Origin of the sequence: Aeromonas sp. MdU4, from assembly GCF_041929505.1 — a bacterium.
Classification (GTDB): domain Bacteria; phylum Pseudomonadota; class Gammaproteobacteria; order Enterobacterales; family Aeromonadaceae; genus Aeromonas.
Genome location: NZ_JBHFMW010000021.1, coordinates 135,183 through 161,629 on the forward strand (window position 1 = coordinate 135,183; position 26,447 = coordinate 161,629).

The following is a 26,447-nucleotide window of genomic DNA, read 5'->3' on the forward strand; positions in this document are numbered from 1 at the left end:
TCTCCCATAACAACAAGGGCACCAGAAGGTGCCCTTGTTGTTTGTTCCATGAGACGTTACTTGCGCAGCCAGGTTTCGAAGCTGTAGGGGTGCGGGTTCTTCTCATCGGCAGGGTGGATCTCGCAGTCGATGCGTTGCCACTGGCCATCATCAAAAGCAGGGAAGCGGGTATCCCCCTCCACCGCCAGATCGATGCGGGTCAGGTAGAGGCAATTCGCCTTGGGCAGCAGCTCACCATAGAGGTGCCCTCCCCCGATGACCATCACCTCCGCCACGTTGTTATCGGCCAGCAGCGCCAATGCAGCGTCAACGGAACCCACCACTTCGATCCCCTCTGCCTGATAGTCAGGGTTGCGGCTGATCACCAGATTACGGCGACCCGGCAGCGGACGACCGATGGATTCAAAGGTCTTGCGTCCCATCAATACCGGCTTGCCAAGGGTGACCCGCTTGAAGTGGGCCAGATCGGCCGGCATGTGCCACGGCATCTGGTTATCCTTGCCGATCACCCGATCGTGGGCCATGGCGGCAATCATGGAAATCTTCATGGCTTCAGCCTCTCACCGTCTGTCAGATAATGGGGCGGTTACGGTACACGACCAATGAGGGGATCGCCAAACCGAAACTCAGGGCACCCACGATAAAGAGCGCCTTGAGGCCATTTTCCACCGCACTCTGAATGAGATCCATGGTCACGCCGTTGATGTTGAGCTCCACCACCGCAATCATGGTCTTGAACGCATAGCTACCGGGGATCATCGGAATGATGGAGGCCACGCTGAACACCGGACGTGGTGCCAGCAAACGACGTGACCAATAGACGCAGACAAATCCGACCATGGTCGCAGCTGCCAGGGTCGCCCACTCTATGGGCATACCGTAGTGGATCAACAGGGTTCGCGAACTATGAGCCAGCGCCCCGCCCATGGCGCAATATTTCAGCATCCGCGGCGGCACGTTGAACAACATGGCAAACCCGACTGCCGGAATGGCTGACCAGAAGGCATCCTTGGCCAGTAGCCAGAGCAGATCCATCATACTTTCCACCCCCAGATCCCCGTTACCGACATGGCCAGAATGATGCCGATGGCCGCGCTGATGGTGAGCAGCGTGGCGGTACCCCAGCGGGCCAATCCCATGTTGAAGTAGCCCTTTACCATGTCTGAAACGGCGTTGATCAACGGAAAGCCCGGCACCAGCAGCAGCACGCTGGCCGCCATTGCAAGATAGGGTTGGGCACCCCAGTTGAAGAAGGTGGCGCTGGAGGCGAGCAGAGTGGCGATAAAACCGGTTACGGCGAAGTTGATAAGCGGGCTGTGGTGATGACGGGCCATCAGCTGGCGCACCCGCATTGCGACTGCAGACGAAAGACAGGTCACCAAAAAAATGGGCCAGTCACCACCAAATAGCAGGCTGAAGGCACCGCAGGAGAATCCCACCATGGGCACAACCAGCCAGGGGTGGTAGTGAAAGGGGGCGATAGCTTCGAGCCGCTGACGCACTTCACGGGCACCGATCAACTCTTTCTCCGCCATGATGCAGATACGCTGGATCTCGCATACCACCTGCATGTTGATGCCGTGCTCGCGCACCCGCCGGGTGGTGGTCACACATCCCCCCTGATAGAGACTGGTGAGCACAATCGCACTGGAGGAGATCGCCATTTCGACACTCTCCAACCCCAACGCCATCCCCAAGCGCACTGTGGTCTGCTCAATGATCCGGCTCTCTGCCCCAAACTGGGCCAACATCTGACCCACCTTGACGATAATGCGGGTGATCTCTGTCTGTTGCTCCCGCGACAACACCCGTCTTGGTGTGATACTTCTCATAATCCCTTCGAGTCGTAGCAATAAATATGGCGGCCATATTAGCCTAACTCTTGCGGCTATTCATCCACAGCTATCACAACCTGAGCGATGAATTATTACAAAAAGGGAAAGAAACAGCACATTACAAATACATTACGACCAACATGAAAAACCATAACAATCTGTCAGCCTTGCATGACGATGTATTTTGGCGGCCCATCCTTGGGTTAAATATTAGCCAAAGAGCTCGTGGTGGATTATTTAGGGCGTCGATAATCAGCAAGGCGGATTATTATGCCGCTGCTAACGTTTTCAGGTGCCAGTCCCCCCTCTTCCTCTTTGAACTGGATCATTTCACTGCGCATCAGATAAAAAGATTCACGCATCATATTGGCAATCCGGATACAGCTGTCGAGATTGTTTTTAGCCAAGCGGCGCTGGCCATCAATCTTGAACTGCAACCCGCGCAAACGGCGCTGCTGCTCGGGGCTCGCCCGGGCCATCAACTGGTCGATCTGCTGAACCAGAATGGCATCCAACCGGGAAGGCTCACTCGTAGCCAACTCCTTCAGGGTATCAAAATCAGGCAACTCCATATGCCCTCCTCGGCGACTATTACTGGCAGCACACTCCGGTACCACACCATTACGCGTCAACCATATAAAACGTTATATACGACGCAGCTAAAAAGGGGTCAATCCATCCGCTGGCTACTGAACCGGCCAATGGCCACAGCGAGGGTACTTATCTATTTTAATTGTGTTTAGAAACAAGCGATTGTTTTTAATTTACGCGAGATAAAACACTTATACATTTTAGGTTGTGATTTTATGTTTTTTATTGCAAATAAAAGTCAGCGTAGGGTTATTTCGCTTCATTCGACACTTTAATATCCCCTCACGCGCCTGCACCATATCCTGATGGTTTAACATATCTCTCTGATTATGTTATTTTAATTGCCACTTTTATCGGATATCCAAGAGCAGACCATGAGCAAGGCAAAAATCGGCATCGTTACCGTCAGCGATCGTGCCAGTGCGGGCATCTACGAAGATCTCTCCGGCAAGGCCATCATCGACACCCTGAACGCCTATCTGACCTCCGAATGGGAACCCGTCTATCAGGTGATCCCCGATGAGCAGGATCAGATTGAAGCAACCCTGATCCGGCTGGCGGACGAAGAGCAGTGCTGCCTTATCGTCACGACGGGCGGCACTGGCCCGGCCAAACGTGATGTGACGCCGGAAGCGACCGAAGCGGTGTGCGATCGGATGATGCCCGGGTTTGGCGAGCTGATGCGGGCCGAATCCCTCAAGTTTGTGCCGACCGCCATTCTGTCTCGTCAAACGGCGGGACTGCGCGACGACACCCTGATCGTCAACTTGCCGGGCAAACCCAAATCGATCCGTGAATGCCTGGATGCCGTCTTCCCCGCCATTCCCTACTGTATCGATTTGATGGAAGGGCCTTATCTCGAATGCGACGAGACAGTCATCAAGCCATTTCGGCCAAAGAAATAAGCCAGCCCTGCAAAGGAAGAGATAAAAATAGTGGCGAGCATTGCTCACCACTATTTTTTACTCCATTTTTCACAGCGACAAACCGCTTCCGTTATTTACGGCCAAATACTTTCACGCCAGCCTTACTGCGCTCGGAATTACCATACACTTCGATTTTCTTTACACAGCGACGCGAGCCAAGGGATTTCCAGCCGGTCTCGGTTTCTCCGCGCATATCTTGATCGAAATAGATCGTCTTGGTGCGATCACCACCATATGTGACCACCACACGCTCCAGCGTCAAATCACGCTCAGCCTTCACCTTGATATATTTGGTCTGGCGGCAGACAACCATAGGGATGGTGGCACCATGATCGCCAACACCCAGTAAAATGGTGCGGCCTAGGGTGAATTGATCTTCACCGGCATGGCTGGCAGTAGCGACAACCAGCAGCACAGTTCCCAGCAGGGCACGAATGGAAAAACAGGAACGCCAGAGAGCTCGCAGGGACATAACACCTCCAATAAAAAATGGAGCGTTATGATAGTGAAACAACCATAACGGGAGCTGTACCCCGTGGCCAAAAACCGCGAATTGATGGTGATTTGCTGTGAATGTCTGCAATTTTCATGTTTTTCAAAACAACAAGGGCTGCCACCGGCAGCCCTTGTCACCTCATGGCAGGCTCAACGCTCCATGATCTGAGTGACATCATCCTTCTTGATCATCACTTCCCGCCCTTCGTGATCGTAATAACGATACATGCCGGTGCTCTCGTCCAGCTTGGGCTTGCTCTCGGTGGTGATCATCTTGCCATCCTTGGTGCTCATAATGTATTGGGAGCTGCATGCCACCAACCCCAGGGCGCACACCAGGATCATCATCAGTTTTTTCATTGCGGCCTCTTCTGCGCTCATCCTCACCACGAGGATGTTTCTTGAAGCCTAGTTCACTAACACGGAGAGGGGTGATGGCAGGAGTGAAATGAGATCTTCGTCAATAATCAGATGGTTAGCATCACTGTCTGGCGTACTGGACACCACATTAAAGCAAGAGGCCGGACATTTGTCCGGCCTCTTCGCTACTGCGCAATCATGACTTGGCGGGCTGACGCTCACCGGTCACGGTCGGGTTCTTGGGATCCATGCTCCACTCGTACCAACCACCGTCGTAAACACTGATCCGCTTCCAATCCATCAGCCAGGCGTAGAAGAAGGCTTCGGAGGCGCGCCAGCCGGTACCGCAATAGAAAGCAGCCTGCTGGGTCGGCTCGATGTTCCACTCATCCCACATGGCGAGGATCTCGCGGGCTGGTTTCATGGTGCCGTCCGGGTTGTGGAAGTCGCTCATGCTGTTGGCATCCACCCCGCCGTGACCCCACTTGGCCCCCGGGATATCGCCCTTCGGCTTGATGTAGCTGTAGCCAGAGGTATTGCCGACAAACTCGTCCCAGGTCCGCACGCTGACCAGCGCGCTATCTGGCTGCTTGAGCAGCGCTTTCGCCTGACTGAGCGTGGTGTAGTACTCGGGGTGAGCCGGAATGGCCACACCAAAATCCTTCACCGGCTCATATTTGTTGGCCAGGCCGGTCTCGGTGCGCAGATGCTGGATAAACCAGGCATCCAGGCCACCGTCCAGCAGACGCACGTCTTCAACGCCCGCATACATCATCAGATGAGCGGCACGGGCTGCTGCCATGGTGTTGCGACCATAGAGGATGACGGTGGTATCGTGACGGATACCATTTTCCAGCAGCAGCTTTTTAAGTGCCTCGTCAGAGACCTTGTTCCACAGCGGCTCCTCTTCCAGGCTGTTGGTATCGATATAACCAGCTCCCGGGATGTGGCTGATAAGGTAGGCCTTGGGTGAACCCCAAGCGACTTCAAACAGCTTCCAATCGCCCTTGGGTGCCGCTGCAACCGGCTTGCCCTCTTGCAGATCTGCCAGCCAGCGCGGGTAGACCAGCTGCTGCCAGCGGGCCAGATACTCACGCGGTGCAGTTTTCCATCCTTGCAGTTCGAACAGCTGCTTGATGCCGTGCAGCCGCAGCAGACGAGCGACTTCAGCCACTTCGCGGGGGGCGCCGTAAAGGGCAACCGGACGATCCGCTTTCAGCCCCTTGGTCTTGAGAGCGGCTGGCCATTCGTCATCACTGTACTTCCACTCGGCGGAGAGATTCTCTGCGCCAGCCACATGGCCCCCCTGCTTCTCGCCCTCCATGGGCCACCCCTGATAGAAGTAGCCGGCGCGAGTATCCAGGATGACCGCCTGTTTGGCCTTGGCATCAGCCAGCGAAAGCGGTGGCAATTCGGCTGCAAAGGTGGGCAGTGCACACCAGAGCAGCAAGGTCGCCAGCGCGGCCTGCAAGAAGCGAAGATGTCGTTTCATGGTGATTTCTCGATTCATAGTGAACAAGGTTAAAAAATGGAGCGGCCCAGACGCTCGGCCAATAACTCCAGCGCAGCCGTCCCTGCCAGCGAGTTGCCCGCCTTGTTAAGCTCGGGCGACCAGACACAGACGCACAATTCTCCCGGGATTAGCGCCATGATGCCGCCGCCGACCCCCGACTTGCCCGGCATGCCGACCCGGTAGGCAAAGTCCCCCGCCTCGTCATAGAGGCCACAGGTAGCGAGCAGGGCATTGACCTGCTTGGTGGTTCTGGCGGGCAGCAGCGGCATGGTCTCGCCAAGCGGCAAGCCGCGGTTGGCCAGATAGATAAAGGCTCGCGCCAGATCGACACAACTCATACGAATGGCACAGGCATTGAAATAGCTCTGCAGCACCTTGTCCACTTCGTTTTCGAAATTACCATAGGCCTTCATCAAATAAGCGATGGCCGCATTGCGGGCAGAGTGCTGATATTCGGAGCGGGCGACGACCTGATCCGCCATGATGGCCGGGTTGCCGGAGAGGCGACGAGCCAACTCAAGGGTGCGCTGGCGCGGCGCGGTAAGACGGGTTTCCAGCAGATCACTGACCACCAGCGCACCAGCATTGATAAAGGGGTTGCGGGGGATACCCTGCTCAAACTCAAGCTGCACCAGCGAGTTGAAGGGCTGGCCGGAGGGCTCCTTGCCAACCCGGGCCCAGATCTCCTCCTCCTGATAGAGGGTGAACGCCAGCGTCAGGCTCAGCGCCTTGGAGATACTCTGGATGGAGAAGGGTTCAAAAGCGTCACCTGCAGTGAACAACTCCCCCTCGACGGTACAGACCGCTATACCAAGCCGATCGGCCGGTACCTGAGCCAGTGCCGGAATGTAGTCGGCCACCTTGCCTTGTCCCAGCAACGGGCGCACCTCTTCAAGGATGCTGGCCAGTAATTCGGATGACAACACCATAAGCAATAAGCGATTCCATGACTAAAACAGCGGTGGAGATCCCATCCCCACTGACAAAAATCCCGCCAGCGGCGGGATTTTTCCAGTTACCCACAACAAGGCGCCAGAGAGGCTGCCTCGTATCAGGCCGGTTCACCGTACCAGAGGTCAAACAGCTCGGTGACCACGACAGCTTCCATCCCCTTGCCTTCCAGCCAGGATTTGACGACGGTGCGGTCTTCTTCGCTGCATTTGCCCAGCTGCTGGGTGCAGATCATCCCTTCCCAGGCCAGGTGGCCGGAACCGGCAAACGCCAGCTTACGGGGTTCGATCACTTCATCGATCATCGCATCGACTACCGCATCGATGGTCTCTTCGGCAGTGCCGACCGGGAAATTAAAACTGATGTCGAAACCCATCTCCTGGAATTCATCGACACGCAGTTTCTTACGCAGACGGCGGCTACGATTGGCCATGATAGCTCCTCAAGTTAGTTGATACGCGAGTTGACGCGCCAGCTTAGCTGACACGCTTGAAAATCAGATCCCACACCCCGTGGCCAAGACGGTGGCCACGTTGTTCAAATTTGGTCAGCGGACGCCAGTCCGGGCGTTCCACCCAGTTGCCGGTAGCAGAGGTGTTCTCGTACCCTTCGGCAGCGCTCATCACTTCCAGCATGTGCTCGGCGTAGTTTTCCCAGTCGGTGGCCATATGGAATACCCCACCGATGGCGAGTTTCTGGCGAATATCCTGCGCAAACGCAGGCTGCACGATGCGGCGCTTGTGGTGACGACTCTTGTGCCAGGGGTCCGGGAAAAACAGCTGCAGGCAGGAGAGTGAACCGTTCGGGATCATGTGCTCCAGCACTTCGACCGCGTCGTGACAAATGACCTTAAGATTGGTGACACCCGCTTCCTGGGCAGTCCCCAGACAGGCACCCACTCCCGGGGAGTGTACTTCGATGCCGATGAAGTTCTTCTCGGGGGCATTCTTGGCCATCTCGACCAAAGAGGCGCCCATGCCAAAGCCGATCTCCAGCACCACCGGAGCCTCGCGGCCAAACAGCGCGACCAGATCGAGCGGCTGCGGCGCAAAATCGATACCCATGACCGGCCAGAGCTCTTCCAGGGCTTTCTCCTGCCCTTTGGTCAGACGGCCTTCGCGACGGACAAAGCTGCGGATCTTGCGCATGAACTTGCCATCTTCGTTAAATACATCTTGGGTCACAGGCATAATAGTCTCGTTATTTCATCAATCCGGGTAATACCTGTTGGGCCGATCCCGACCGGGACCGCTCGCGGCTCGTTATTTCATCATTCCGCGAAAACAGGGGGAGCGAATTATCCCAAGATGGGCCCAAGGCGCAAGTGTTTCGCGCAACAAATATTCCTGCAAACCACTCCTCTGCCCTCTCGCAGGCATCTCCATCCCGACTAACCGCTCAATATAATCCGCTATAGAGCCAATCCAGCCCTTTTTTAGCGATTTTTGTGACAATCATTGCCTCATTTCTGAAATCTGATACAAACGGATAACCTGGCGGTCGAATGGAGCGACCGCCCACACGCCGAGAGAATTGCCTATGCAGCCGTTTTTTGCCCAGCGCTTCGAGAAAGTCGAGCCTTCCTTTATCCGTGAAATCCTCAAAGTTGCCGCCAACCCGGAGATCATCTCTTTTGCAGGCGGCCTGCCCAATCCCCATCTGTTTCCGGTCAAGGCGATCGATAAAGCATGTCAGGATGTGCTGCGCGAACAAGGGGCTGCCGCCCTGCAATACGCAACCACCGAGGGTTTTGCCCCGCTTCGCCAGTACATCGCCGACCGCTATCTGGCGCGTCACGGCATGCAGGTCAATCCGGACAACATCCTCATCACCAGCGGCTCCCAGCAGGCGCTGGACCTGCTGGGCAAGGTACTGATCGACGAGGGTCAGGATCTCATCATCGAAGAGCCGGGCTATCTGGGTGCCATTCAGGCCTTTTCCGTCTATCAGCCCGCCTTCAAACCCATCACCCTCGGAGAAGCGGGGCTGGATCTGGCGGCACTGGATGCACTGCTGGAAAGCGGCTCCAATGCCAATCTGCTCTACGGGGTGCCCAACTTCCAGAACCCGAGTGGTGTCTCCTACAGCCCTGCCAACCGTGAAGCACTGGCCGAGCGGCTGGTGCGCCACGAACTGTTGATGGTGGAAGATGACCCCTACGGCGAGCTGCGCTTCGAAGGAGAGCATCTGCCTCCTATTGCCAAGCTGGCACCGAACAATACCGTACTGCTCGGCTCCTTCTCGAAAACCGTGGTGCCCGCCTTCCGCCTCGGCTGGATGCTGGTACCGGACTGGCTGCGCAAGAAGGTCACCATCGCCAAGCAGGCTACCGACCTGCACAGCAACGCCTTCAGTCAGCAGGTGCTGCACCGCTATCTGACCGATAACTCCCTCGATGCCCATCTGGATCAGATCAAGGAGGTCTATGGTCGCCAGCGTGCCGCCATGGAGGCAGCTCTGGCTCGTCACTGCCCACCCGGCGTCAGCTACACCCGGCCGGAAGGGGGCATGTTCCTCTGGCTGACCCTTCCGTCCCATATCAGTGCCATGGCCCTGTTTGACGAGGCGATCAAGGAAAAAGTAGCCTTCGTACCCGGCGCACCTTTCTATGTGCGTCCCGAAATCAAGAATACCCTGCGCCTAAGCTTCTCCTGTGTCGATGAAGCGACCATCGAAGAGGGGGTCAAGCGGCTGGCCCGCGCCCTCCAGCGCATGCTCTGATCGTCAGACCAGATGGCACCAATAAAAAAACCAGCGAGAGATCGCTGGTTTTTTTATGCCGCAAGCGTACCCCATCAGCCAAACAGGGTCTTGCAGAACTGCTTCATCGGGATAGGGCGCCCATAGAGATAACCCTGAAGATAATCGACATGACGAGCCCGCAAGTAGTCCGCCTGCACCTGATTTTCAACCCCTTCCGCTACCAGCTGAAGCTCCAATCGAATGGCAAGATCAATCACGTTTTCGACGATATGGCTGGAGAGTGCATCAGTGCCGATCATGCCGACGAAACTCTGATCTATCTTGAGCGCATCGATCTGAAACTGCTGCAAGTAAGTCAGGCTGGAGTGACCGGTACCAAAGTCGTCGATAGCGATCTTCACCCCCAGTTGGCGCAACTCGGCAAACAACCGGTCGGTCACCTCATCGGCGACAATCAGCTCACGCTCTGTCAGCTCCAGCACCAGCTGGATAGGTTTTTTCCGAAAGGCATTGATAAAATCCCTGCAATCCGCCACCAAGCTCAAATCTTTGCAGTGGCTGGCGCAGATATTGAAACCGAAATGAAATCCGGCAGGCAGTTGGTGTACGTAGGGGGCAAAATGGGTGCTCACCTGCGCCATTAGCAGGCTGGTCATGGGCACGATCAGACCGCTGTCTTCTGCCAGAGAAATAAAGCGATCCGGTGGAATCATCCCCTGCCTTGGGTGCTGCCAGCGCATCAGCACTTCACATCCGTGCCACTGCTCATCGTCACCGGCCACAACAGGCTGCAGGTAGGGGATAAATTCCTCTGCAACCAATGCTCGCTTAAGCTCCTCCGCTGGCGAGTGGCTACGCCCCATCAACCAGAAGGTGCCGAGTCCAACCAACAGTGACAGCAGCGGATAGAGTATGATGCTGCCCACAGAGTGGCGCCAAGCGTAACTCAGATAGTCATGCTCCGTCACCCGTGTTGCCACCTGATAAGGGAAACTGGCTGAAGAGAGGGCAATATAGCCCTCCTCTGCAGGCGAGGGGGCTTCTCCGACCTGGCCTGAGCCAAACATCGCCTTCTTGCCCACCACCAAAGCAATCAATGAGTTTTTACTGGAGATATCCAGGGTATTGCGCAGGTAATAGCCGTCAATACCGATCAGCACACTCCCCTTGTCCGTATCCTGACGCAGGACGATCAAAGGGCGATCCGGCGTCACGGCATTGCCACTCAGCAATTGCAGCTGACCATCCACATAGTTGTCCGGATTGAAAGGCCCATCGTATTCACCGTATAACGAAGTACAGTAAACACGGTGTCCCGTGGCCAGACTGACCGAACGCACATCGGGAACTGTGGTTACCTGTTCACGCAGCAACTGAGCCGCATCGGCACAGGGACGATCAAGCATCCCTGCCACATTGGTGGCAGCCTGCCGAGCATGGCTCATAGTGCGATCAAACATCAGCTGGGCACGCTGCAAGCGTGACTCGGCATCCTGTTCTATCTCCGAGACAGTCTGCCAAGTGATCGCAACGCCGCCCAGCAACAGGAGCCCGCCACCCACCAATAGCGCCACAAGAATCCTCATGGAGAACTGGCGAAGTTTCATACGACGAAATGGCATGGTGGCCTCTTTGATACACGGATGAGTTGTAGCAGCCCCGGTGGACAAGCGTAAAGGGTCGCCATAATAGCGATTGAACAACAAATGTCCACCCAACAAAAATCAATCAATTCTGACTATTGTTCAATAACATTTTATGAACTACTGGCCTGTTGAACCGCTGGAAGTTCATCATCTACCACTCCGGCCCCCAGCTTGTTGATCGGGAACGAGGCCATTAGAGTAGAACAAACGACAGCAGGAGTGCGCAGCGATGAAGATTCTGATTACCGGAGGTACCGGCTTTATCGGCCACCGTCTGGTGGCTCATCTCAAGGTCAATCACGATGTGGTCGTCCTGAGTCGACAAGGCAGCCGCGCATACTCCCGACTTGGCCACGATATCCAGCTTCTCGATAGTCTGGATCGACTCGATGACCTCAATGACGTGGATGCGGTGATCAATCTGGCGGGAGAGCCGATCGCAGCAGGTCGCTGGAGCGAGCCGCGCAAGCAGTTGCTCTGTGACAGCCGCTGGCTGCTGACCGAGCAGCTGGTCGACCTCATCAAACTCTCCACGACACCGCCCAGGGTGCTGATCAACGCCTCCGCCATCGGCTGGTATGGCAGGCAAGGAACGGAGTCCCTCGACGAACAGTGCCTTACTCCCCACGACGAGTTCACCCACCAGCTCTGCCAGCAGTGGGAAACCTTGGCGCAGGAGGCCGGCAGCAGCCAGACCCGGGTCTGCATCGTGCGGATCGGGCTGGTACTCGGTATGGATGGTGGAGCACTGCCCAAGATGCTGCCCCCCTATCGTCTTGGCCTTGGCGGCCCCATGGGCAGCGGCAGCCAGATGATGAGCTGGATCCATGTGCAGGATCTGGTACGCGCCATGCTGTTTCTGCTGGAACACGAGGAGTGCCGCGGCATCTTCAACGGCACCGCCCCCCACCCGGTCAGCAACCGGGAGTTCAGCCAGACTCTGGCTCGCACGCTCCACCGCCCGCACCTCTTCTTCGTCCCAGCTCCCCTGCTACAACTGGTGATGGGAGAAGCGGCCGATCTGCTGCTAACAGGCCAAAAGGTGCTGCCCATGCGCCTGCAACAGGCTGGTTTTCACTTTACCTATCCCGAGCTTCCCCAAGCGCTCACCAATCTGCTCGATACGCCAGATTAACTGGCGCTGCACGAGCAGAGCCGTGCAGCTCAAGAGACAGATAACCATCAGCCCGGCCATTGGCCGGGCTGATGGTTATTGCATCTGGCAGCATCGAGTCAGCCGGTTGGCATCACAACAACCCCTGCCCCACGCCTCGCAGCCGATCGCTCAGGGTCCCCGCCAGCAGCTGGCGCCGTATCCCTTGCCCTGCCAGCGTCACCAGCAACGCTCCCAGTACAGGCAAGCCGAGCCAGATGGCCCAGTGGAACTGCCACTGCCCCTCGAACCACCACCACTGCAGGCCAAAGGAGCAAAGCTCCACCACCATAGCGGCGCACAGCCCCGCCAGCAGGCCACTGGCCACCAGCTCCCAACGCAGCATCTTGCCCAGCAGCTCACTGCTGGCCCCCAGGGTGCGCATCAGCAGCAACTCGCGACGCCGATTGGCCATACTGGCCTGGGTCTGAGTCAGCAACACCAGCAGCGCAGCCACCGTCACCAACCCCAACATCAGGGCCAGCGCACGGCTCACCTGATCCGATACCGCCGTCAGCCGCACGATGAGATCATCCACGTCGATCAGGCTCACCGTGGGGTGCTTGCGGACCAGCTCCACCTCGGCCACCCGGCCCTGCTCAGGCAGACGATAGCTACCGAGCCAGGTACGGGAGAAAGGGGCCAGCAGATCCGGCGAGAAGATCATGTAAAAATTGGGGCGCATATTGTCCCACTTGATGCTGCGCAGACTGGTGACCTTCGCCTTGAAACTACGCCCCTCAATGGTAAAGCCCAGGGTATCGCCGAGGGCGATGTCGAGCCGCCTGGCCAGTTCCTTGTCCACCGACACCTGACCGGGTCCATCCAGCCAGCGTCCCGCGGTCAGGGCATTGTCTGGTGGCAAGGTGGCAGTAGTGGTGAAGTTAAGCTCGCGGTTGACGCCCTCCCGCCCCTCTTCATCGGTATCGCGTACCGATTCGCTGGCGATGCTGACCAATCGGCCCCGCACCATGGGGTAGAAGTCCGAGGTAGCGGCCCCCACCTGATGCAGATCGGCCAGGATCCCTTCCCGTTCCCCATCCGCGATATTGATCAGGAAGCGATTGGGCGCATCCGCCGGTAAGCGGGCCGAAAACTCGCCAAGCAGATCGACCCGCGCCGCCCACAACAGGCCAAATAGCATCAGTGCCAGCGCAAAACCCGCCAGCTGGAACAGACCTCTGCCCCGCTCACGAGAGAGGTGACCCAGCGCCAGACGCAGCGCGTGAGGCCCCTGTAACCGCCGACCGAGCCGGAGCAACAACGAGGCGATGATGGCCAGCAACCCCATCAACAAGCTCATGCCACCAATGAGCCCCAGCGCCAGGGTTGCATCGGCGGTAAAGCCCCACACCAGCGCAAACAGGCCGAGCAGACCGACAGGCAGCCCCAACCAGGGGGGAATACCCGCCTCCAGTTCGCGGCGCAATACCCGCAGTGGCGGTACTTTCAACAGGCGCATGAAGGGGATAAACGCGAGCAACAGGGTGATAAAGAGCGCCACCGCCACACCAAGGGCAAAAGGACGCCAGGAAGGAGAAGGCAGATCAGACGGCAACAGCCCTCCCAGCAACTGCAGAGTGAACCACTGCATGATGGTACCGGCCACCAGCCCAAGCAGCGAACCGATCAGGGTCAGTGACAGCAATAGCACGCTCATCAACTGCCACAACGTGGTGCGAGATGCCCCCAACGTCTTGAGCAGCGCCACCATGTTGGTCTGGCGCTCGGCAAAGTGGCGTACCGCTATGCCCATCGCCAGCGCCCCCAGCAGCACGCCGCACAGGGAAGCAAGCCGGAAGAAGCGCTCGGCATTAACCAGCGAGCGCCCTACCCGGGAGCCCTGATCATCGGGCTTGATCAGTTTCTGTCCTGCTTTGAGCTGCGGCCTGAGCCAGCGCTCATAATTAGCCACCTGCTCGCGCGAACCCTTCAACAAGTAGCGCCACTGCTGACGACTGCCTGGCAGCAGGGCGCCGGTTGCCTCTATGTCTGCACTGTGGATCAAAGCCCGCGGGGCCAGCAGGAACGGGCTGAAGCCCTGATCAGGCTCCTCGCCAAGCAGACCTGCCACCTTGAGCACCGTATTGCCCACCTCCAGCTCATCGCCCACCTTGGCAGCCAGCAGTTGCATCACCCGGGCGGAGAGCCAGATCTCGCCGGGGGCCGGAGCCCGCGCCGGGGTCAGCTCCAGCTTGCCATAAAAGGGAAAATCACTCGGTACGGCACGGATTGACGCTATCTGCAGGGCCTCGCCATGAAACAGCATGCTGTTGAAGCTGACCGTGGTCTGCACCGCCAGCCCCATTTTGTGTGCCTGCTGCAGCCAGCCATCCGGCACTGCCGCAGGAGTACGCAGCACCCGATCTGCCCCGATAAAATCGCGACCCGAGGCCTTGAGCCCGGCATCCAGCCGGTCGGCCACCAGCGCCACACTCAGTACGCAGGCCACACTCAGAGCCAGTGCCAGCACAAACCAGCGCAACTCGCCGCTTCCCCCTTCCCGGCGAAGCAGCCGCCATCCCAATCGCCACTGCATCATCCCTTGCATCTCCCGCCTGATCCGCAGCTCACCCCGTTACACCACATCATGGGCCACCTCGCGATCCAGTCTGCCCGCCGTCATGACCACTTGCCGCTGGCAACGCTCGGCCAGCTGATGATCATGGGTCACCACCACTAGCGTGGTACCGTGCTTGCGGTTGAGCTCAAACAGCAACTCGATCACCTTGTCACCGGTCTTGCTGTCAAGATTGCCGGTCGGTTCATCGGCCAACAGCAAGCTGGGGCGGGTCATGAAGGCGCGGGCGATGGCCACCCGCTGCTGCTCACCACCGGAGAGACGCGGTGGCAGATGATGCAGTCGTTCGCCAAGCCCTACCGATGCCAACAGTTCACGGGCTCTGGGCTCGCAGTCGCGCTCGCCGCGCAACTCGGCGGGAAGCATCACGTTCTCGAGCGCTGTCATGGTCGGGAGCAGCAGGAATGACTGGAAGACAAAGCCAATCTGCTCGGCGCGCAATCTGGCCCTCCCCTCCTCATCCAGCTTGCCGAGGGACTTGCCGAGGATCTCGATGGCACCAAGGCTCGGCAGATCGAGTCCGGCCAGTAATCCCAGCAGGGTAGACTTGCCAGAGCCGGAAGCGCCGACCAGCGCCACCGTCTCGCCACTATTGACTTGCAGATCGATCCCTTCAAGGATGGTGAGGCTTTCCTGGCCAAGGCTGACCGATTTGCCGAGGCCCTTGACGACAATAATGGGGGTTGAACTCATGCTCTATGTCCTTTGTCCCAATCCCTTGATGGCAACCCATAGCGGGAGTTGAATTGATGGTACGTATGCTGTTTGTCTTGTGGGTTGGCCTCGGCTGCTTGCTCTCATCCGCTCAGGCGCAAACCCTGCTGGTGCTCGGCGACAGCCTGAGTGCGGGCTATCAGATGCAAGAGAAGCAGAGCTGGCCAGCCCTGCTCGCACAAAAGTGGCAAAACGAAGGTGGTGAACACACCCTCATCAACGCCAGCGTCAGCGGCGAAACCACCCAAGGCGGACTGGCGCGCCTGCCAGCCCTGCTGGAGCAGCATCAGCCGGACTGGCTGCTGATCGAGCTGGGGGGCAATGATGGCCTGCGCGGCTTTGCCCCGACCATCACCCGCCAGAATCTGGCCAGCATGATTGCCCTCGCCAAAGAGAAGCAGGTTCACGTGGCCTTGACCCAGATCCAGCTACCCCGTAACTACGGAGCCCGCTACCTGCGCCAGTTCGAACAGATCTTCCCGGAGCTTGCCGAGGCCAACAAGCTGCCCCTGCTCCCCTTTTTCATGGATGATATTGCGCTGCGCCCTGAACTCATGATGAACGATGGCATTCACCCAACCCCGGCCGCTCAGCCGCAGATCTGTGACAAGGTGGCCCGTTTTATAGAGCCGCTGATGAGCCGCTAAAGCGTTGGCCATAACTGGCCTGAACCGACCTGCGCAGATAAACAAACATCCCGCCGAAGCGGGATGTTTTGTTATTGATTGCGCATAACCGGCTGGCAACCACTCAGCTCTCCAGCACCTGACGCAACCGTTCTTGTGCCACACCCACCAGCAGGTCGGGCTGGAACTTGGAGATAAAACGGTCACACCCTACCTTTTTGACCATGGCTTCGTTGAAGTTGCCACTGAGGGATGTATTGAGAGTGATGAAGAGATCGGCCATGCGCGGATCGCTGCGCACCTCGTGAGTCAGGCGGTAGCCATCCATCTCCGGCATCTCGGCATCAGTGATCATCAGCAGGATCTCGTTGGTGACCTTCTTGCCCGCATCACACCACCCTTTCAGCAGGGTCAGTGCCTGCAGACCATCCTGGCACTCGATGACCTCAAGTCCCAGCTGCCCCAGCGTCTCGCGCACCTGATTGCGGGCGGTGCTGGAGTCATCGACGATCAACACCTTGCGGCCACTCATCTCGGGCAGGATCTCCCGATCCAGCACCTCTTCGGAGATGCGAATGTCATAGGTGATGATCTCGGCCAGCACCTTCTCTACGTCGATGATCTCGACGATCTGATCGACTCCCTCTTCAGGAATGCGGGTGATGGCAGTGAGGTAGTTGGCGCGCCCGGCCGAGCGCGGCGGCGGCAGGATATCCTTCCAGGTCATGTTGACGATGTTGGCAACCTGCCCCACCAGAAAACCCTGAATGGTGCGGTTGTACTCGGTAATGATCAGGTTGGATTCACTGTCGATGGGCATCGGGCGCATGCCGATGGCGCCGCGCAAATTGATCACCGGGATCGAGGTGCCGCGAATATTGGCCACCCCGCTGATATTGTGATGGGAACCCGGCATTTTGCTAAGGTGCGGCAGCTTGACCACCTCCCGTACCTTGAAGACGTTGATAGCAAACATCTGGCGGGTGCCGAGACGGAACATCAACAACTCCAGGCGGTTTTCCCCTACCAGCTGGGTTCGTTGATCAACTGAATCCAATATGCTCGCCATATGCTGACATCCATCTGATTATTAATCGACTCTATTATAGAGGCAGCCTGCCAGGAAAGGCAGGCGCATTTTCAACCAGTTCTACCAACCAGACAAAAAAAGTGAGGCCGAAGCCCCACTTACATCATTGATTTGAAAATCAATAACTACATACGGATTTCCAGCTACCATCGCTTGCCTTGGGCTCGCTGTTGGTCCACCAGTTAGCCTGCCACACCACCTTGTTGTGGGTGATGCGATCGCCACCGTTGGCATGATCCCCTTGCGGCCAGGCCGGATAAGCCTTGTAGGCTGCCGGATTGATGTTCTGGCTACTGCAGGTCGCGCCACCCTCGCCACCACCCGAGCCCAGTACGGCCTCCGGCAGGGTCGGGAACTCGGCCTTGAGACCCACCGTCTGAGTGCCGCTGATGATGCGGATACCGCTCGGCACGCCAGCGGCTGGCAGATAGTAGGTCAGCGCCACGTCCACATCGGTGCCGGGTGTCCAGGCTTTCCAGCTCGGCAGCGTGAAGGCGACCTTGTGGAAGTCCTTCTCGTTGGCAATCCCGTCGGAGTTCTGGTTGCCACCGCTCTCCACCACTTTCAGCCCCATCCCGCTCTGGTCGGTGATGGTGTCGGAGGTAGAGGTGGGCACCAGAAACTCGATGCGGGTACCGCCCGCAATGGTCTGGGTCGAGTTATTGGTGAGCTTCAGGGTCGGGTTGATCGGGTAGTTGGAATCCCCCTCCTTGAAGCCCGAGAGGTTCACCGCGATGTCGAGCTGAGCCGCTGGCGCCGCCAGATCGTTCTGTTTGGTGTTGTACTTGGTCGCCTTGGCGAACTTGTCGTAGGCGAGCGTGGTCAGGGTATCCCCCATGCCGTACTCTTTTTTCACCGGATCGAAGGCGTAGTCACCCGCCATCTCCCAGAACATCACGCCACCCAGACCACGATTGACGATGTAGTCGAGCTTGTGACCCATGGACTCCTCATCCTCGGTGGAGAGGAACACTTTCTTCTCTTCGTTCCACAGCCAGGGCGCATGAGCCTTGTCGTCGTAGTAGCGGACATATTTGCCCTGCATCACGTGCGCCGGGTTGTTGGGATCCAGACCCCAGGCCTGGCCGTAGCTCGGCATGCCGGTGATCCCCAAATCGGCTGCGTGCTCCAGGTTCTTGGCATGCCACATGGGGACGGTGCCACCGCCGATCTCCTTGTCGTTCTTGTCCAGATCATGCCAGATGTTGTCGATGCCGACCGCCCCGTTGCCACACGGAATGGTGCTGCCACCGGTACCCGGCTGACAATCGCTCTGGCTCGGTAGCGCGGCCTTGCCACCCAGGCCGTGGGTGCCGCCGCTCACCCCTTGCCAACCGCGGGTATAGTAGGGCACACCTACGTTGATCTTGCCCGCCGCCAGCGCACCGCGGAAGTAGTGGGCAGACCAGGCCGCGTTGAGGTAACCGATACCGCCAAACTCTTTCTGGGTGTAGACCCCCCAGTGAGCCAGCTCACCGTCCACTTTGTTGTCAAACAGGGCCGCGTTGTGGCCGACAAAGTTGTTCCAGGCACCGTGGAAGTCGTAGCTCATCAGGTTGACATAATCGAGATACTGGGTGACCTGGAAGTTCTCCATACCGCGCAGTAGATAGGCCGAAGCCGGTGAGGCGATGGTCAGCATATATTTGCGGCCATCCTCGCTGCCCGCGGTGTCGAGCTTGCTGCGCAGGGTCTGCATCAACACCTTGTAGTTGGCAAACAGCTTGCTGCGGCACTGGTTGGAGAGCGGGAAGTCATTGGGGTTGCCCGCATCCTTCATGGAGGTGGGATATTCATAGTCGATATCGACCCCGTCAAAACCGTACTGACGGATAAAGTTCACTGCCGAGCCAGCAAAGGCGTTGATGCCGTCGGTGTTGACCGAACAGTCGCCCTTGGTAGTGGCGGTATAGAAGCCGCGGGTATCCGCCCAACCCCCGACCGAGATCAGGGTCTTAACGTCCGGATACTGCTTCTTGAACTTCGACAACAGGTTGAAATGGCCCTGGTAGGCGAACTCCGGATCCATCTCGGCTCCCGGCACGCCATCCCAGGTCATCTTGGTCGCCGAATCATCCACCTTGATGGTGTGGCTCTGCTCGTCCACCGCCGCAAAGGCGTAGTTAATGTGGGTGATCTTGCTCCACGGGATATCGCTCACCAGATAGGCGGGCAGACCGTTCTTGCCGGTGCGCCAGGAGGTGAAGTAACCGATAACCCGGCGGGCATGATCATCTCCCATGCACTCGTAGCCATCCGGGCGGTAGATCTGGCGGATATCGCAGGAGAGGTTGCCACCGGTGGGCGGCAGCGCGGCCTCCTCGACAGTGACGTTCACTGCTGCCGACTCGCCGCTCAGATTGGTCTTGTCGGTGGCAACCAGCTTGAGGGCGGCACTGCCCTTGGCATCGGGTGTCCAGTTGACCTGCCAGGGAGCGGCGTTGTCTTCCCCTACCTTCTTGCCATCGACAAACAGCTCGACTTTGGCCACATCGTTGTTGGCATCGGTGACGTTACCGCTCACCGCCACGCTGCGACCCAGCGTCACCTTGGCACCGCTGGCCGGGCTGCTGATGCTCACCTTGGGCGCCTCTGGCGCGACCACAGCGGCGACGTTGAAGCTCGAATCCGCTTCGCTCAGCACCTTGCCATCCTTATCCAGCGCCCGCGCTTTGAGAGCGTGCGCCCCCACGCCCGCGGCACGCCAGCTGGCACTCCAGGGCGAGGCGCTCGCCGTGGCAGCAAGCTTGCCGTCGATGAGGTATTCCACCCGGGCCAATGCCGTGACCGGTCCACTCAGGGTCACCGCCAGCGCTACGCTGGCACCTTCATTGAAGCTGGCACCGGCAGCCGGTGAGCTGACGGCCACGCCGAGCGCTGGTGGCGGCACTTCGCCACCATAGAGCTTCCAAGCGTCAGCCCAGACCACCCCGACCCCGGGTTCATAGTGATAAGGCGAAGCCCCGCACCAACCGGAGTAAGGAAATTCTTTGCATTGATAGAGGGCGCCAGCATTGCTGACAATGTCACCGGCTTTGTAGGCGGTACCGGCCTTGTAGGCGGGGTAGGCTGCCTGTGCCCAAGCGGGCGCAGCCGCAAGGGCGACCAGCATGGCAAGCCTGCCGGGTCTGAAGAGCTGTTGCATATTGTTATCTTCCTTGTTTTGTCTTGGCGTTGGTCACCAAGGCAAAGCACAAGCGCAACCTGCGTGATAGGTGCAGACAACTGGCAATGGACCTGCCACAAAAACAACCCTCACCCAGGGAAACCCCACTATCTCGCTCAAATAACGAGACCGGAAGCATTGCGCCCCGACATCACTATCGGTTTGCCCTTTACCTGGGTTCCGTTAGGAACGAATCCAGTATAGAAAAGTACCACCACCCCCTCAATCTTTATTCTCGAAGAGAATTATTAGCTGCACTCATTCAATCAATCATCCAAAAACGATTAAATTGATAAAATAATCAATTAATTCATAACGTTACCTTGATCATAAAAACATTAACAAAGACACAGGTGTATCCATTTAATGTGCGGTGGCTCACTGGTATGACATGTCTAACATGCAAAAATGCCACCCCCTTGAGCAAAGACTCAAGGCTACGGAATAACTGGCAAAATAATAAAAGGAATAATAATGAACGCTACGCGTAATCTGCTGTCGCTCGCTATTGGGCTGGCGCTGGCATCCCCCTCTGTATTCGCCTATGACTGCCCAACCGATCAAATCCTCCCCATACCTCAACTACGCGCCGACTACCAAGCCGGCAAAATTGCCAAGGCAGAGACCGTCAATCCCAAGGGATCCGGCTCTACCAGCACTGGCACTGAAATAGTCAAAGGGCAGGTCACGGCCATTGTGCAGAAGTTGACCAAGGGCATTTATCTGACCGATACCCAGGCTGGCAATACCCAAGAATCCGCCGGTATTTTTGTCTATCTGCCTGATGCCGAAAAAAAATTCCCTGACCTGAAACCGGGTTCAGAAGTGTGCTTTGAAGCCAAGATTCAGGATTTCTTCGGTGGCCTGCAGCTTAAGCTGGCAGACAATAACAACATTCAGGTTACTAATGGCAGCGAAGCTCCGGCTCCCGTCATGCTCAAAGTCAGAGATGGCGAATCACTGGCCGCAACGCTCAAGCGCCATGAAGGGATGCTGGTTGCGCTCGACAGTGCCAGCGATCTCAGGATCACCCGTACTTATGGTTTTGATTACGGCCCCAAGCGCAGCAATATGGTGCTCTCTCATAAAGAGCCACTGTTAAAACCGACCCAGTTACATGAAGCGAATAGCCCCGAGGCCATCGCGTTAAATGAAGCCAACCAAAATAATCAGCTGGTAATTGAAACCGATATCAAGGCCAAAGATGGTAAAATTGCCTGGTTCCCGGAGCTTAATGCAGACACCGGTTATCTGCGCGTTGGCGATCAGATCACCAAACTGCAAGGCGTAGTGGCCTTTAACCATGACAAATGGCGCTTAATCCTCTCTCCGGATGCCCTGCTGAAAATGGGTGATATCCAAGATAGCCAGGCCCCCCGCCAATCGGCACCCAAGCGGCCTGATGGTACCAAACTGCGTCTGGGTAGCTTTAACGTCCTGAACTACTTCAACAGCGGGGTCGGCGGCGATATCAACCCGACCTGTGGTGATGCATTTACCCCTAAATGCAACCGTGGAGCCCCCTCAGAATCAGAATTCGAGTTGCAAAGAACCAAGATCGTCAGCGCCATCGTCGATATGGATGCCGATCTGCTGGGGCTGATGGAGATTGAAAACAACGGTTACCAAGATGGTGCTGCGGTTAAAAATCTGGTGGATGAACTCAATAAAAGAGTCTCTGCTGACAAGCAGTACGCCTATGTTATTCCCGATAGCAAACTGCTCTATCAAGGCAAGTTCTTTGGCTCCGATGCCATTGGCCAGGCCATTATCTATCGCCCGGCCCTGCTGAGCCCACAAGGGGCCGCCGACATTATCCGCCTGCCCGTCCAGAAGAGTGGTGATGCTCGCGCAGCATCGCAGCGGGACTCGCTGGTGCAGACCTTTACAGTAAAAGGAGAAGCAGAACCGCTGACGCTGGTGGTCAACCACCTGAAATCCAAGGGCTCCGGCTGCCTGGAAAATGACAAGAGTGAACCGGCCGACCTGCAAGGCAAGTGCAACGAGTTCCGGGTCAGTGCCGCCAAAGCGCTGGGTGACGCGGTCACCAAATTGCCGGGGCAGGTGCTGCTGGTGGGCGACTTTAACTCCTACGCCAAAGAGGACCCAATTCGGGTGCTCACCGACTATGTTCCCAACCCGTCACACCCCATCAAAACTGGCCAGCAAACCTATCTGGGGGATACGCTCTACACCGACGGCCAACAGTTCAGCCAACCTGGCTATGGCCTGATCGATCTCAATGTCAAATTCAACGGCAAAGCGGCGATCTCCTACAGCTTCGAGGGAGAGCAGGGCACCCTGGACTATGCGCTGGCCAACAAGGCGATGGCCGAACGGGTACTCAAGGTCTCCGACTGGCATATCAACTCCTACGAGATGAAGCTGTTCGAGTACGGCAAGAAAAACTCAGGCGTATTTGAAAAGTCTGAAAATATGTTCCGTTCTTCCGATCATGACCCGGTCATTATCGATCTGAAAGCACAGAGCAACACCACGACGACCGATACCACTCAAACAGCTGAGACCCCAACCAAACCGCAGGTAGCAACCACCTCCGACAGCAATAGCAATGGCGGTGGTTCCCTGGGCTTCGGCCTGCTGGCTCTGCTGCCGCTGGCCTGGCGCCGTCGGCGCTAACCGGCAAACAGCTTGAACACCGCTCAAAGCCCGCGAATATCGCGGGCTTTTCTGTTTTGGCCATTTGATTTGCAAATGAAAGGCGGAAAAGTATGGGGAAACTAAATACCTGAGAAAACAAAAAGGCCACCGCAATGCGGTGGCCTTTTTACTTTCATTACGAAAGATGGTGGAGCTACGCGGGATCGAACCGCGGACCTCTTGCATGCCATGCAAGCGCTCTCCCAGCTGAGCTATAACCCCGATATGTGTGAGTGACGCTGAATCACTCTGAATTTGGTGGAGCTACGCGGGATCGAACCGCGGACCTCTTGCATGCCATGCAAGCGCTCTCCCAGCTGAGCTATAACCCCAAATTCGGCACTGAATGAATGGTTCTGGCGGCCATTCATCCTAAATAATGGTGGAGCTACGCGGGATCGAACCGCGGACCTCTTGCATGCCATGCAAGCGCTCTCCCAGCTGAGCTATAACCCCACAAAGGTCGGCTTGGGTGATACACACCGCACTGCCCTGGGTATTCAATACAACAATCAAGAATCTGGTGGAGCTACGCGGGATCGAACCGCGGACCTCTTGCATGCCATGCAAGCGCTCTCCCAGCTGAGCTATAACCCCTTTGATTCCAGATTGTTCGAGGAGAATTTGGTGGAGCTACGCGGGATCGAACCGCGGACCTCTTGCATGCCATGCAAGCGCTCTCCCAGCTGAGCTATAACCCCAACTCACCTCGGCGCTGACGAAGTTATCTCCGGCAACGGAGGCGCATGATAGGCATCACCCGCTTTGCTGTCAACCCTAAAATAACGACGATTGATGCGTTTAGTCAAAATTACAGCAGTTCGCTGTTTTTACCAGCAAAGAGCGCGCTATCTCTCTGTTTTATGTCACAAATCGGGTCAAATCCCGATACCGCACCAGCCACGAAGTGAACCCCTCCCGCATCCGGTCCTGCCACCCTCCTTTCTGCTGTTGCGGGCTCGCAAACGGATTCATTCCTCCCCCAACAGGAAACCTTTCCATAAAAAGCGTTGCATTTGAAAACCCTTTCCATGATTTTGGTAAATTTACAACACAAAAAGTTGATCTGGCTCACAGATGACCATAGGATCAAACCGTGACACAGGTCACACACCATAACCATAAATGACAGAGCGATGAGGTAAACCATGTTTGAGAATCTGGCAGTCCTGTTCCGCCTCAAGGGCGCAACCACCAAAGGCGGTATCGTTGAGAAAGATACCTATGCACCGGCTACCCGTGAATACTACTTCCGCTACGGCAAGTAAGACGTGAAAGTGTTTCACCATAAATAGTAATTAAATTACAAAACACACATCCTATCGCAGCGCCATTCAGGTGCTGTCCTGTCCCGGCCAGAGAGAGTCCTCGGCCAAACCTGAACTCCACCAAAGCAAAATGGGGCCCGCAGGCCCCATTTTTTCATTGCAGCGATTGGTCACGACAAACCGGATCAGAGCTTGATCCAGGCGTCACTCCATGCGGTGCCCTTGCCGGGCTCGTAGGCCCAGGCTGCGCCAGCACACCAGCCAGTGTAGGGGTGCGGTTTGCACTCGTAGCTGACGCCGCCATTGCTGACCCGCTCGCCTGCCTTGTAAGGCGTCCCCTCTTTATAAGCCGGGTAGTCGTCAGGTGGCGTCACGCCCCCCTCTTCCCCCTTGACCAGCAAAGCATGGCTGGCACTGCGGCTCAGGCTCCCTTCATCGGTCACCGTCAGCTTGATATCCAGCTTGGTATCGGTGGCGGGCTTGGGCAGAGTCAACTCCAGGGTGACCTGATCCAGTACCGGGGCGGAGGCGCCTGCCGGCAAAACCCAGGCATAAGTCAGCGGTTTGCCTTCCGGATCGCTGGAGTGCTGCGCGGAGAGGGTCACCTTGCTGCCGCCTTCGGCCTGCGCCGGACCGGTGATGCTGGCCACCGGTGGCTGGTTGGTACCCCCGCCATTATCTTCAATCACCACCTCGGGATAGAAGTGCTGGATGCAGCGCGTGTAGTCCCCCTCCTTGAAGGCGCTGAAGCGGGTCTGGTAACCCACCAGCTTGCACGCATAGCTCTTGCCGCCGTTGGGATTTTCAGCCACATAGCTCCAGTCCTGCTCCCAGTTGATGGGTAGGGCACCGGCACCTTTCTCATCAAAATACTTCATCCCCTTGCAACCAAGCACTTCATCAGCCGGTATCGGTACACCGAAGTAATTGGCAAACTCGCGATAGTAATTGATGCGATTCTGGGACTGCCCGTGTTCCACTTTGCCGCCACACTCTACCCCGCCATTGATGATCTGGGTGGTGGCCCCGAAACCGGGCACCAGACCGTTCTGCTTGTCATGGTCATTGGGCTGCCAGGTGCCGTCGATAACATGCAGCATGGAGGGCTTGGGCGGCTGCGGATAGGTGTAGAAGAACACCGCGCTGGCGAGGTTCAACCAGCTGTCCGCCACCAGTTCCGGCTTGTCGAGCAGGGTGCGCACCGTGCCAAACATCGCATCGGAGAAGGGGCCGTAGTTGTAGTTGTAAGAGAGCTGCTTGGCGCCACGACCGAAGTAGCTCTTGAACTCGCCATTATCGAAGGTGCCGCACGGCCACTGTTGACCCTGCCATACCGTGGGGTTGCACTCGGCGTTGTAGCCGCCACGCATAGTTTCATTCCAACCCATTTCCCGTACATGGACCAGCGCCTGCCGCCACTCGGCTTCCGGGCGCCAGCTCTCATGGCCGCCGGTCTCCTGAGCGAAGTGGGCAAACATGGTCGCCAGGGTCTTGCGGCAGATGGCATCGGCATCGCGACCATCGCTGTAGTCACTGCACAGGGCCGGAAACTTGGCAACTGCCTGCAGCAGACCACGATAGCTGTACTCGGGGGCACGCAGGGGGAAGAGGTAGTTGAACTGGCTCTCGCTGAGCAGGCTCTCCACCAGTTTGACGTTGTCCGGGTTATCGGCACGGCCCGGTTGCACTGCTTCTACCACCAGATTGTCACGGGTAGCGATAGAGGCCTTCACAACCGCCATGGCAGGGAAGTCGGTCAGCGCTTTCTCTTTGGCAGCCAGCTCGGCCTGGCTCATATAGACCGGGGTGGTACCGCCATCCGGCGGCGTCGGGGTCGGTGGGGTTGGCTTGTCACCACCGTTACCATTGTCCGGCGGGGTCACCTCCCCTTCGCCGATCAATTTCCACGGGGTATCCCACTCATTGGCAACCGTGGTGCCGGGGGTCTGGCCCGGGTTGACCCACCACTTGGCCTCAAACAGCTGGCCGTTGTAGTTGACCTGGCTACCGCCCGGATAGGATTTGTTGATGTCGTATGCCTCGGCGGCCCACAGGTGGCCGCTCAGCATCAGGCCGGCAAGCAGAAGGGTGATGCGATTTTTTTTCATTATTGTTGCTCTCTGACTAAGGTTTTCAACAGAAAAGGTTGGGGTCTCATAAGACCCCGC

At 57.3% G+C, this 26,447-nt stretch carries 22 protein-coding genes, 5 tRNA genes and 1 riboswitch; of the genes, 6 read left to right on the top strand and 21 right to left on the bottom strand.

Annotation, left to right across the window (positions count from 1 at the left end):
- Positions 1–56: 56 nt before the first annotated feature.
- From folA to ACE1BR_RS11550, 4 genes are all read right to left on the bottom strand, one after another.
- On the bottom strand, positions 57–548 hold the full coding sequence (folA, locus tag ACE1BR_RS11535) for a type 3 dihydrofolate reductase (protein WP_374870377.1): 492 nt from the start codon (positions 546–548) through the stop codon (positions 57–59).
- A 22-nt stretch (positions 549–570) separates the two neighbouring features.
- The gene (locus ACE1BR_RS11540) at positions 571–1,038 is read right to left on the bottom strand and encodes a threonine/serine exporter family protein (RefSeq protein WP_374870511.1); all 468 of its coding nucleotides are present in this window, start codon (positions 1,036–1,038) and stop codon (positions 571–573) included.
- On the bottom strand, positions 1,035–1,832 hold the full coding sequence (locus ACE1BR_RS11545) for a threonine/serine exporter family protein (RefSeq protein ID WP_374870379.1): 798 nt from the start codon (positions 1,830–1,832) through the stop codon (positions 1,035–1,037). The genes ACE1BR_RS11540 and ACE1BR_RS11545 overlap by 4 nt, the downstream gene beginning before the upstream one ends.
- Positions 1,833–2,068: 236 nt before the next feature.
- A complete protein-coding gene (locus ACE1BR_RS11550) occupies positions 2,069–2,407 on the bottom strand; it encodes a DUF3135 domain-containing protein (RefSeq protein ID WP_374870381.1) in 339 nt (112 codons plus the stop codon).
- 393 nt (positions 2,408–2,800) lie between these two features.
- Between ACE1BR_RS11550 and mog the strand changes: the two genes are divergently transcribed.
- Positions 2,801–3,331: a molybdopterin adenylyltransferase gene (mog, locus tag ACE1BR_RS11555; protein WP_005354170.1), complete on the top strand. Its 531-nt coding sequence runs from the start codon at positions 2,801–2,803 to the stop codon at positions 3,329–3,331.
- Positions 3,332–3,422: 91 nt separating this feature from the next.
- Here the strand turns inward: mog and ACE1BR_RS11560 are convergent, their stop codons facing one another.
- The 6 genes from ACE1BR_RS11560 to trmB form a co-directional block, all read right to left on the bottom strand.
- The gene (locus ACE1BR_RS11560; RefSeq protein WP_374870383.1) at positions 3,423–3,824 is read right to left on the bottom strand and encodes a DUF2541 domain-containing protein; all 402 of its coding nucleotides are present in this window, start codon (positions 3,822–3,824) and stop codon (positions 3,423–3,425) included.
- 173 nt (positions 3,825–3,997) lie between these two features.
- Complete coding sequence (locus ACE1BR_RS11565) at positions 3,998–4,207, bottom strand: YgdI/YgdR family lipoprotein (RefSeq protein ID WP_005335219.1); 210 nt, start codon at positions 4,205–4,207, stop codon at positions 3,998–4,000.
- Positions 4,208–4,403: 196 nt separating this feature from the next.
- On the bottom strand, positions 4,404–5,699 hold the full coding sequence (locus tag ACE1BR_RS11570) for a sulfurtransferase (protein WP_374870385.1): 1,296 nt from the start codon (positions 5,697–5,699) through the stop codon (positions 4,404–4,406).
- Positions 5,700–5,728: 29 nt separating this feature from the next.
- Entirely contained in the window at positions 5,729–6,649 is a 921-nt protein-coding gene (gene glsB / locus ACE1BR_RS11575; protein ID WP_374870513.1) for a glutaminase B, read from the bottom strand.
- Positions 6,650–6,771: 122 nt separating this feature from the next.
- A complete protein-coding gene (locus tag ACE1BR_RS11580) occupies positions 6,772–7,104 on the bottom strand; it encodes a YggL family protein (RefSeq protein ID WP_374870387.1) in 333 nt (110 codons plus the stop codon).
- A 43-nt stretch (positions 7,105–7,147) separates the two neighbouring features.
- Positions 7,148–7,861, bottom strand: coding sequence for a tRNA (guanosine(46)-N7)-methyltransferase TrmB (trmB, locus tag ACE1BR_RS11585; protein WP_374870389.1), 714 nt, complete (start codon positions 7,859–7,861; stop codon positions 7,148–7,150).
- 349 nt (positions 7,862–8,210) lie between these two features.
- Between trmB and ACE1BR_RS11590 the strand changes: the two genes are divergently transcribed.
- The gene (locus tag ACE1BR_RS11590) at positions 8,211–9,392 is read left to right on the top strand and encodes a PLP-dependent aminotransferase family protein (protein WP_374870391.1); all 1,182 of its coding nucleotides are present in this window, start codon (positions 8,211–8,213) and stop codon (positions 9,390–9,392) included.
- 74 nt (positions 9,393–9,466) lie between these two features.
- Here ACE1BR_RS11590 and ACE1BR_RS11595 read toward each other — a convergent pair whose 3' ends face one another.
- Positions 9,467–10,996 carry an EAL domain-containing protein gene (locus tag ACE1BR_RS11595; RefSeq protein WP_374870393.1) on the bottom strand — a complete coding sequence of 510 codons (1,530 nt, stop codon included), beginning with the start codon at positions 10,994–10,996 and terminating at the stop codon, positions 9,467–9,469.
- A gap of 253 nt (positions 10,997–11,249) precedes the next feature.
- On the opposite strand from ACE1BR_RS11595, the gene ACE1BR_RS11600 reads away from it, so the two are divergent.
- On the top strand, positions 11,250–12,155 hold the full coding sequence (locus ACE1BR_RS11600; RefSeq protein WP_374870395.1) for a TIGR01777 family oxidoreductase: 906 nt from the start codon (positions 11,250–11,252) through the stop codon (positions 12,153–12,155).
- Between the two features lie 112 nt (positions 12,156–12,267).
- Here ACE1BR_RS11600 and ACE1BR_RS11605 read toward each other — a convergent pair whose 3' ends face one another.
- Together ACE1BR_RS11605 and ACE1BR_RS11610 are read right to left on the bottom strand one after the other, a co-directional pair.
- Positions 12,268–14,715, bottom strand: a complete 2,448-nt coding sequence (locus ACE1BR_RS11605; protein WP_374870515.1) for an ABC transporter permease — start codon at positions 14,713–14,715, stop codon at positions 12,268–12,270.
- 36 nt (positions 14,716–14,751) lie between these two features.
- On the bottom strand, positions 14,752–15,447 hold the full coding sequence (locus tag ACE1BR_RS11610; RefSeq protein ID WP_374870397.1) for an ABC transporter ATP-binding protein: 696 nt from the start codon (positions 15,445–15,447) through the stop codon (positions 14,752–14,754).
- 56 nt (positions 15,448–15,503) lie between these two features.
- On the opposite strand from ACE1BR_RS11610, the gene ACE1BR_RS11615 reads away from it, so the two are divergent.
- On the top strand, positions 15,504–16,115 hold the full coding sequence (locus ACE1BR_RS11615; protein WP_374870399.1) for an arylesterase: 612 nt from the start codon (positions 15,504–15,506) through the stop codon (positions 16,113–16,115).
- Between the two features lie 103 nt (positions 16,116–16,218).
- Here the strand turns inward: ACE1BR_RS11615 and ACE1BR_RS11620 are convergent, their stop codons facing one another.
- Together ACE1BR_RS11620 and ACE1BR_RS11625 are read right to left on the bottom strand one after the other, a co-directional pair.
- On the bottom strand, positions 16,219–17,163 hold the full coding sequence (locus ACE1BR_RS11620; RefSeq protein ID WP_374870401.1) for a chemotaxis protein CheV: 945 nt from the start codon (positions 17,161–17,163) through the stop codon (positions 16,219–16,221).
- Positions 17,164–17,302: 139 nt separating this feature from the next.
- Positions 17,303–20,296: a glycosyl hydrolase family 18 protein gene (locus ACE1BR_RS11625; RefSeq protein ID WP_374870517.1), complete on the bottom strand. Its 2,994-nt coding sequence runs from the start codon at positions 20,294–20,296 to the stop codon at positions 17,303–17,305.
- 148 nt (positions 20,297–20,444) lie between these two features.
- Positions 20,445–20,527: riboswitch (cyclic di-GMP riboswitch) on the bottom strand.
- 297 nt (positions 20,528–20,824) lie between these two features.
- On the opposite strand from ACE1BR_RS11625, the gene ACE1BR_RS11630 reads away from it, so the two are divergent.
- Positions 20,825–22,990: an ExeM/NucH family extracellular endonuclease gene (locus ACE1BR_RS11630; protein ID WP_374870403.1), complete on the top strand. Its 2,166-nt coding sequence runs from the start codon at positions 20,825–20,827 to the stop codon at positions 22,988–22,990.
- Between the two features lie 167 nt (positions 22,991–23,157).
- Here ACE1BR_RS11630 and ACE1BR_RS11635 read toward each other — a convergent pair.
- The 5 genes from ACE1BR_RS11635 to ACE1BR_RS11655 form a co-directional block, all read right to left on the bottom strand.
- Positions 23,158–23,233: transfer RNA gene (locus ACE1BR_RS11635), tRNA-Ala, on the bottom strand.
- Positions 23,234–23,267: 34 nt separating this feature from the next.
- Positions 23,268–23,343 (bottom strand) — tRNA-Ala (locus ACE1BR_RS11640).
- 48 nt (positions 23,344–23,391) lie between these two features.
- Positions 23,392–23,467: transfer RNA gene (locus ACE1BR_RS11645), tRNA-Ala, on the bottom strand.
- Positions 23,468–23,532: 65 nt separating this feature from the next.
- Positions 23,533–23,608: transfer RNA gene (locus tag ACE1BR_RS11650), tRNA-Ala, on the bottom strand.
- Between the two features lie 28 nt (positions 23,609–23,636).
- Positions 23,637–23,712: transfer RNA gene (locus ACE1BR_RS11655), tRNA-Ala, on the bottom strand.
- A 45-nt stretch (positions 23,713–23,757) separates the two neighbouring features.
- On the opposite strand from ACE1BR_RS11655, the gene ACE1BR_RS11660 reads away from it, so the two are divergent.
- A complete protein-coding gene (locus ACE1BR_RS11660; RefSeq protein WP_374870405.1) occupies positions 23,758–23,922 on the top strand; it encodes a hypothetical protein in 165 nt (54 codons plus the stop codon).
- Positions 23,923–24,464: 542 nt separating this feature from the next.
- Here the strand turns inward: ACE1BR_RS11660 and ACE1BR_RS11665 are convergent.
- The gene (locus ACE1BR_RS11665; protein ID WP_374870407.1) at positions 24,465–26,387 is read right to left on the bottom strand and encodes a glycoside hydrolase family 19 protein; all 1,923 of its coding nucleotides are present in this window, start codon (positions 26,385–26,387) and stop codon (positions 24,465–24,467) included.
- Positions 26,388–26,447 lie beyond the last annotated feature (60 nt).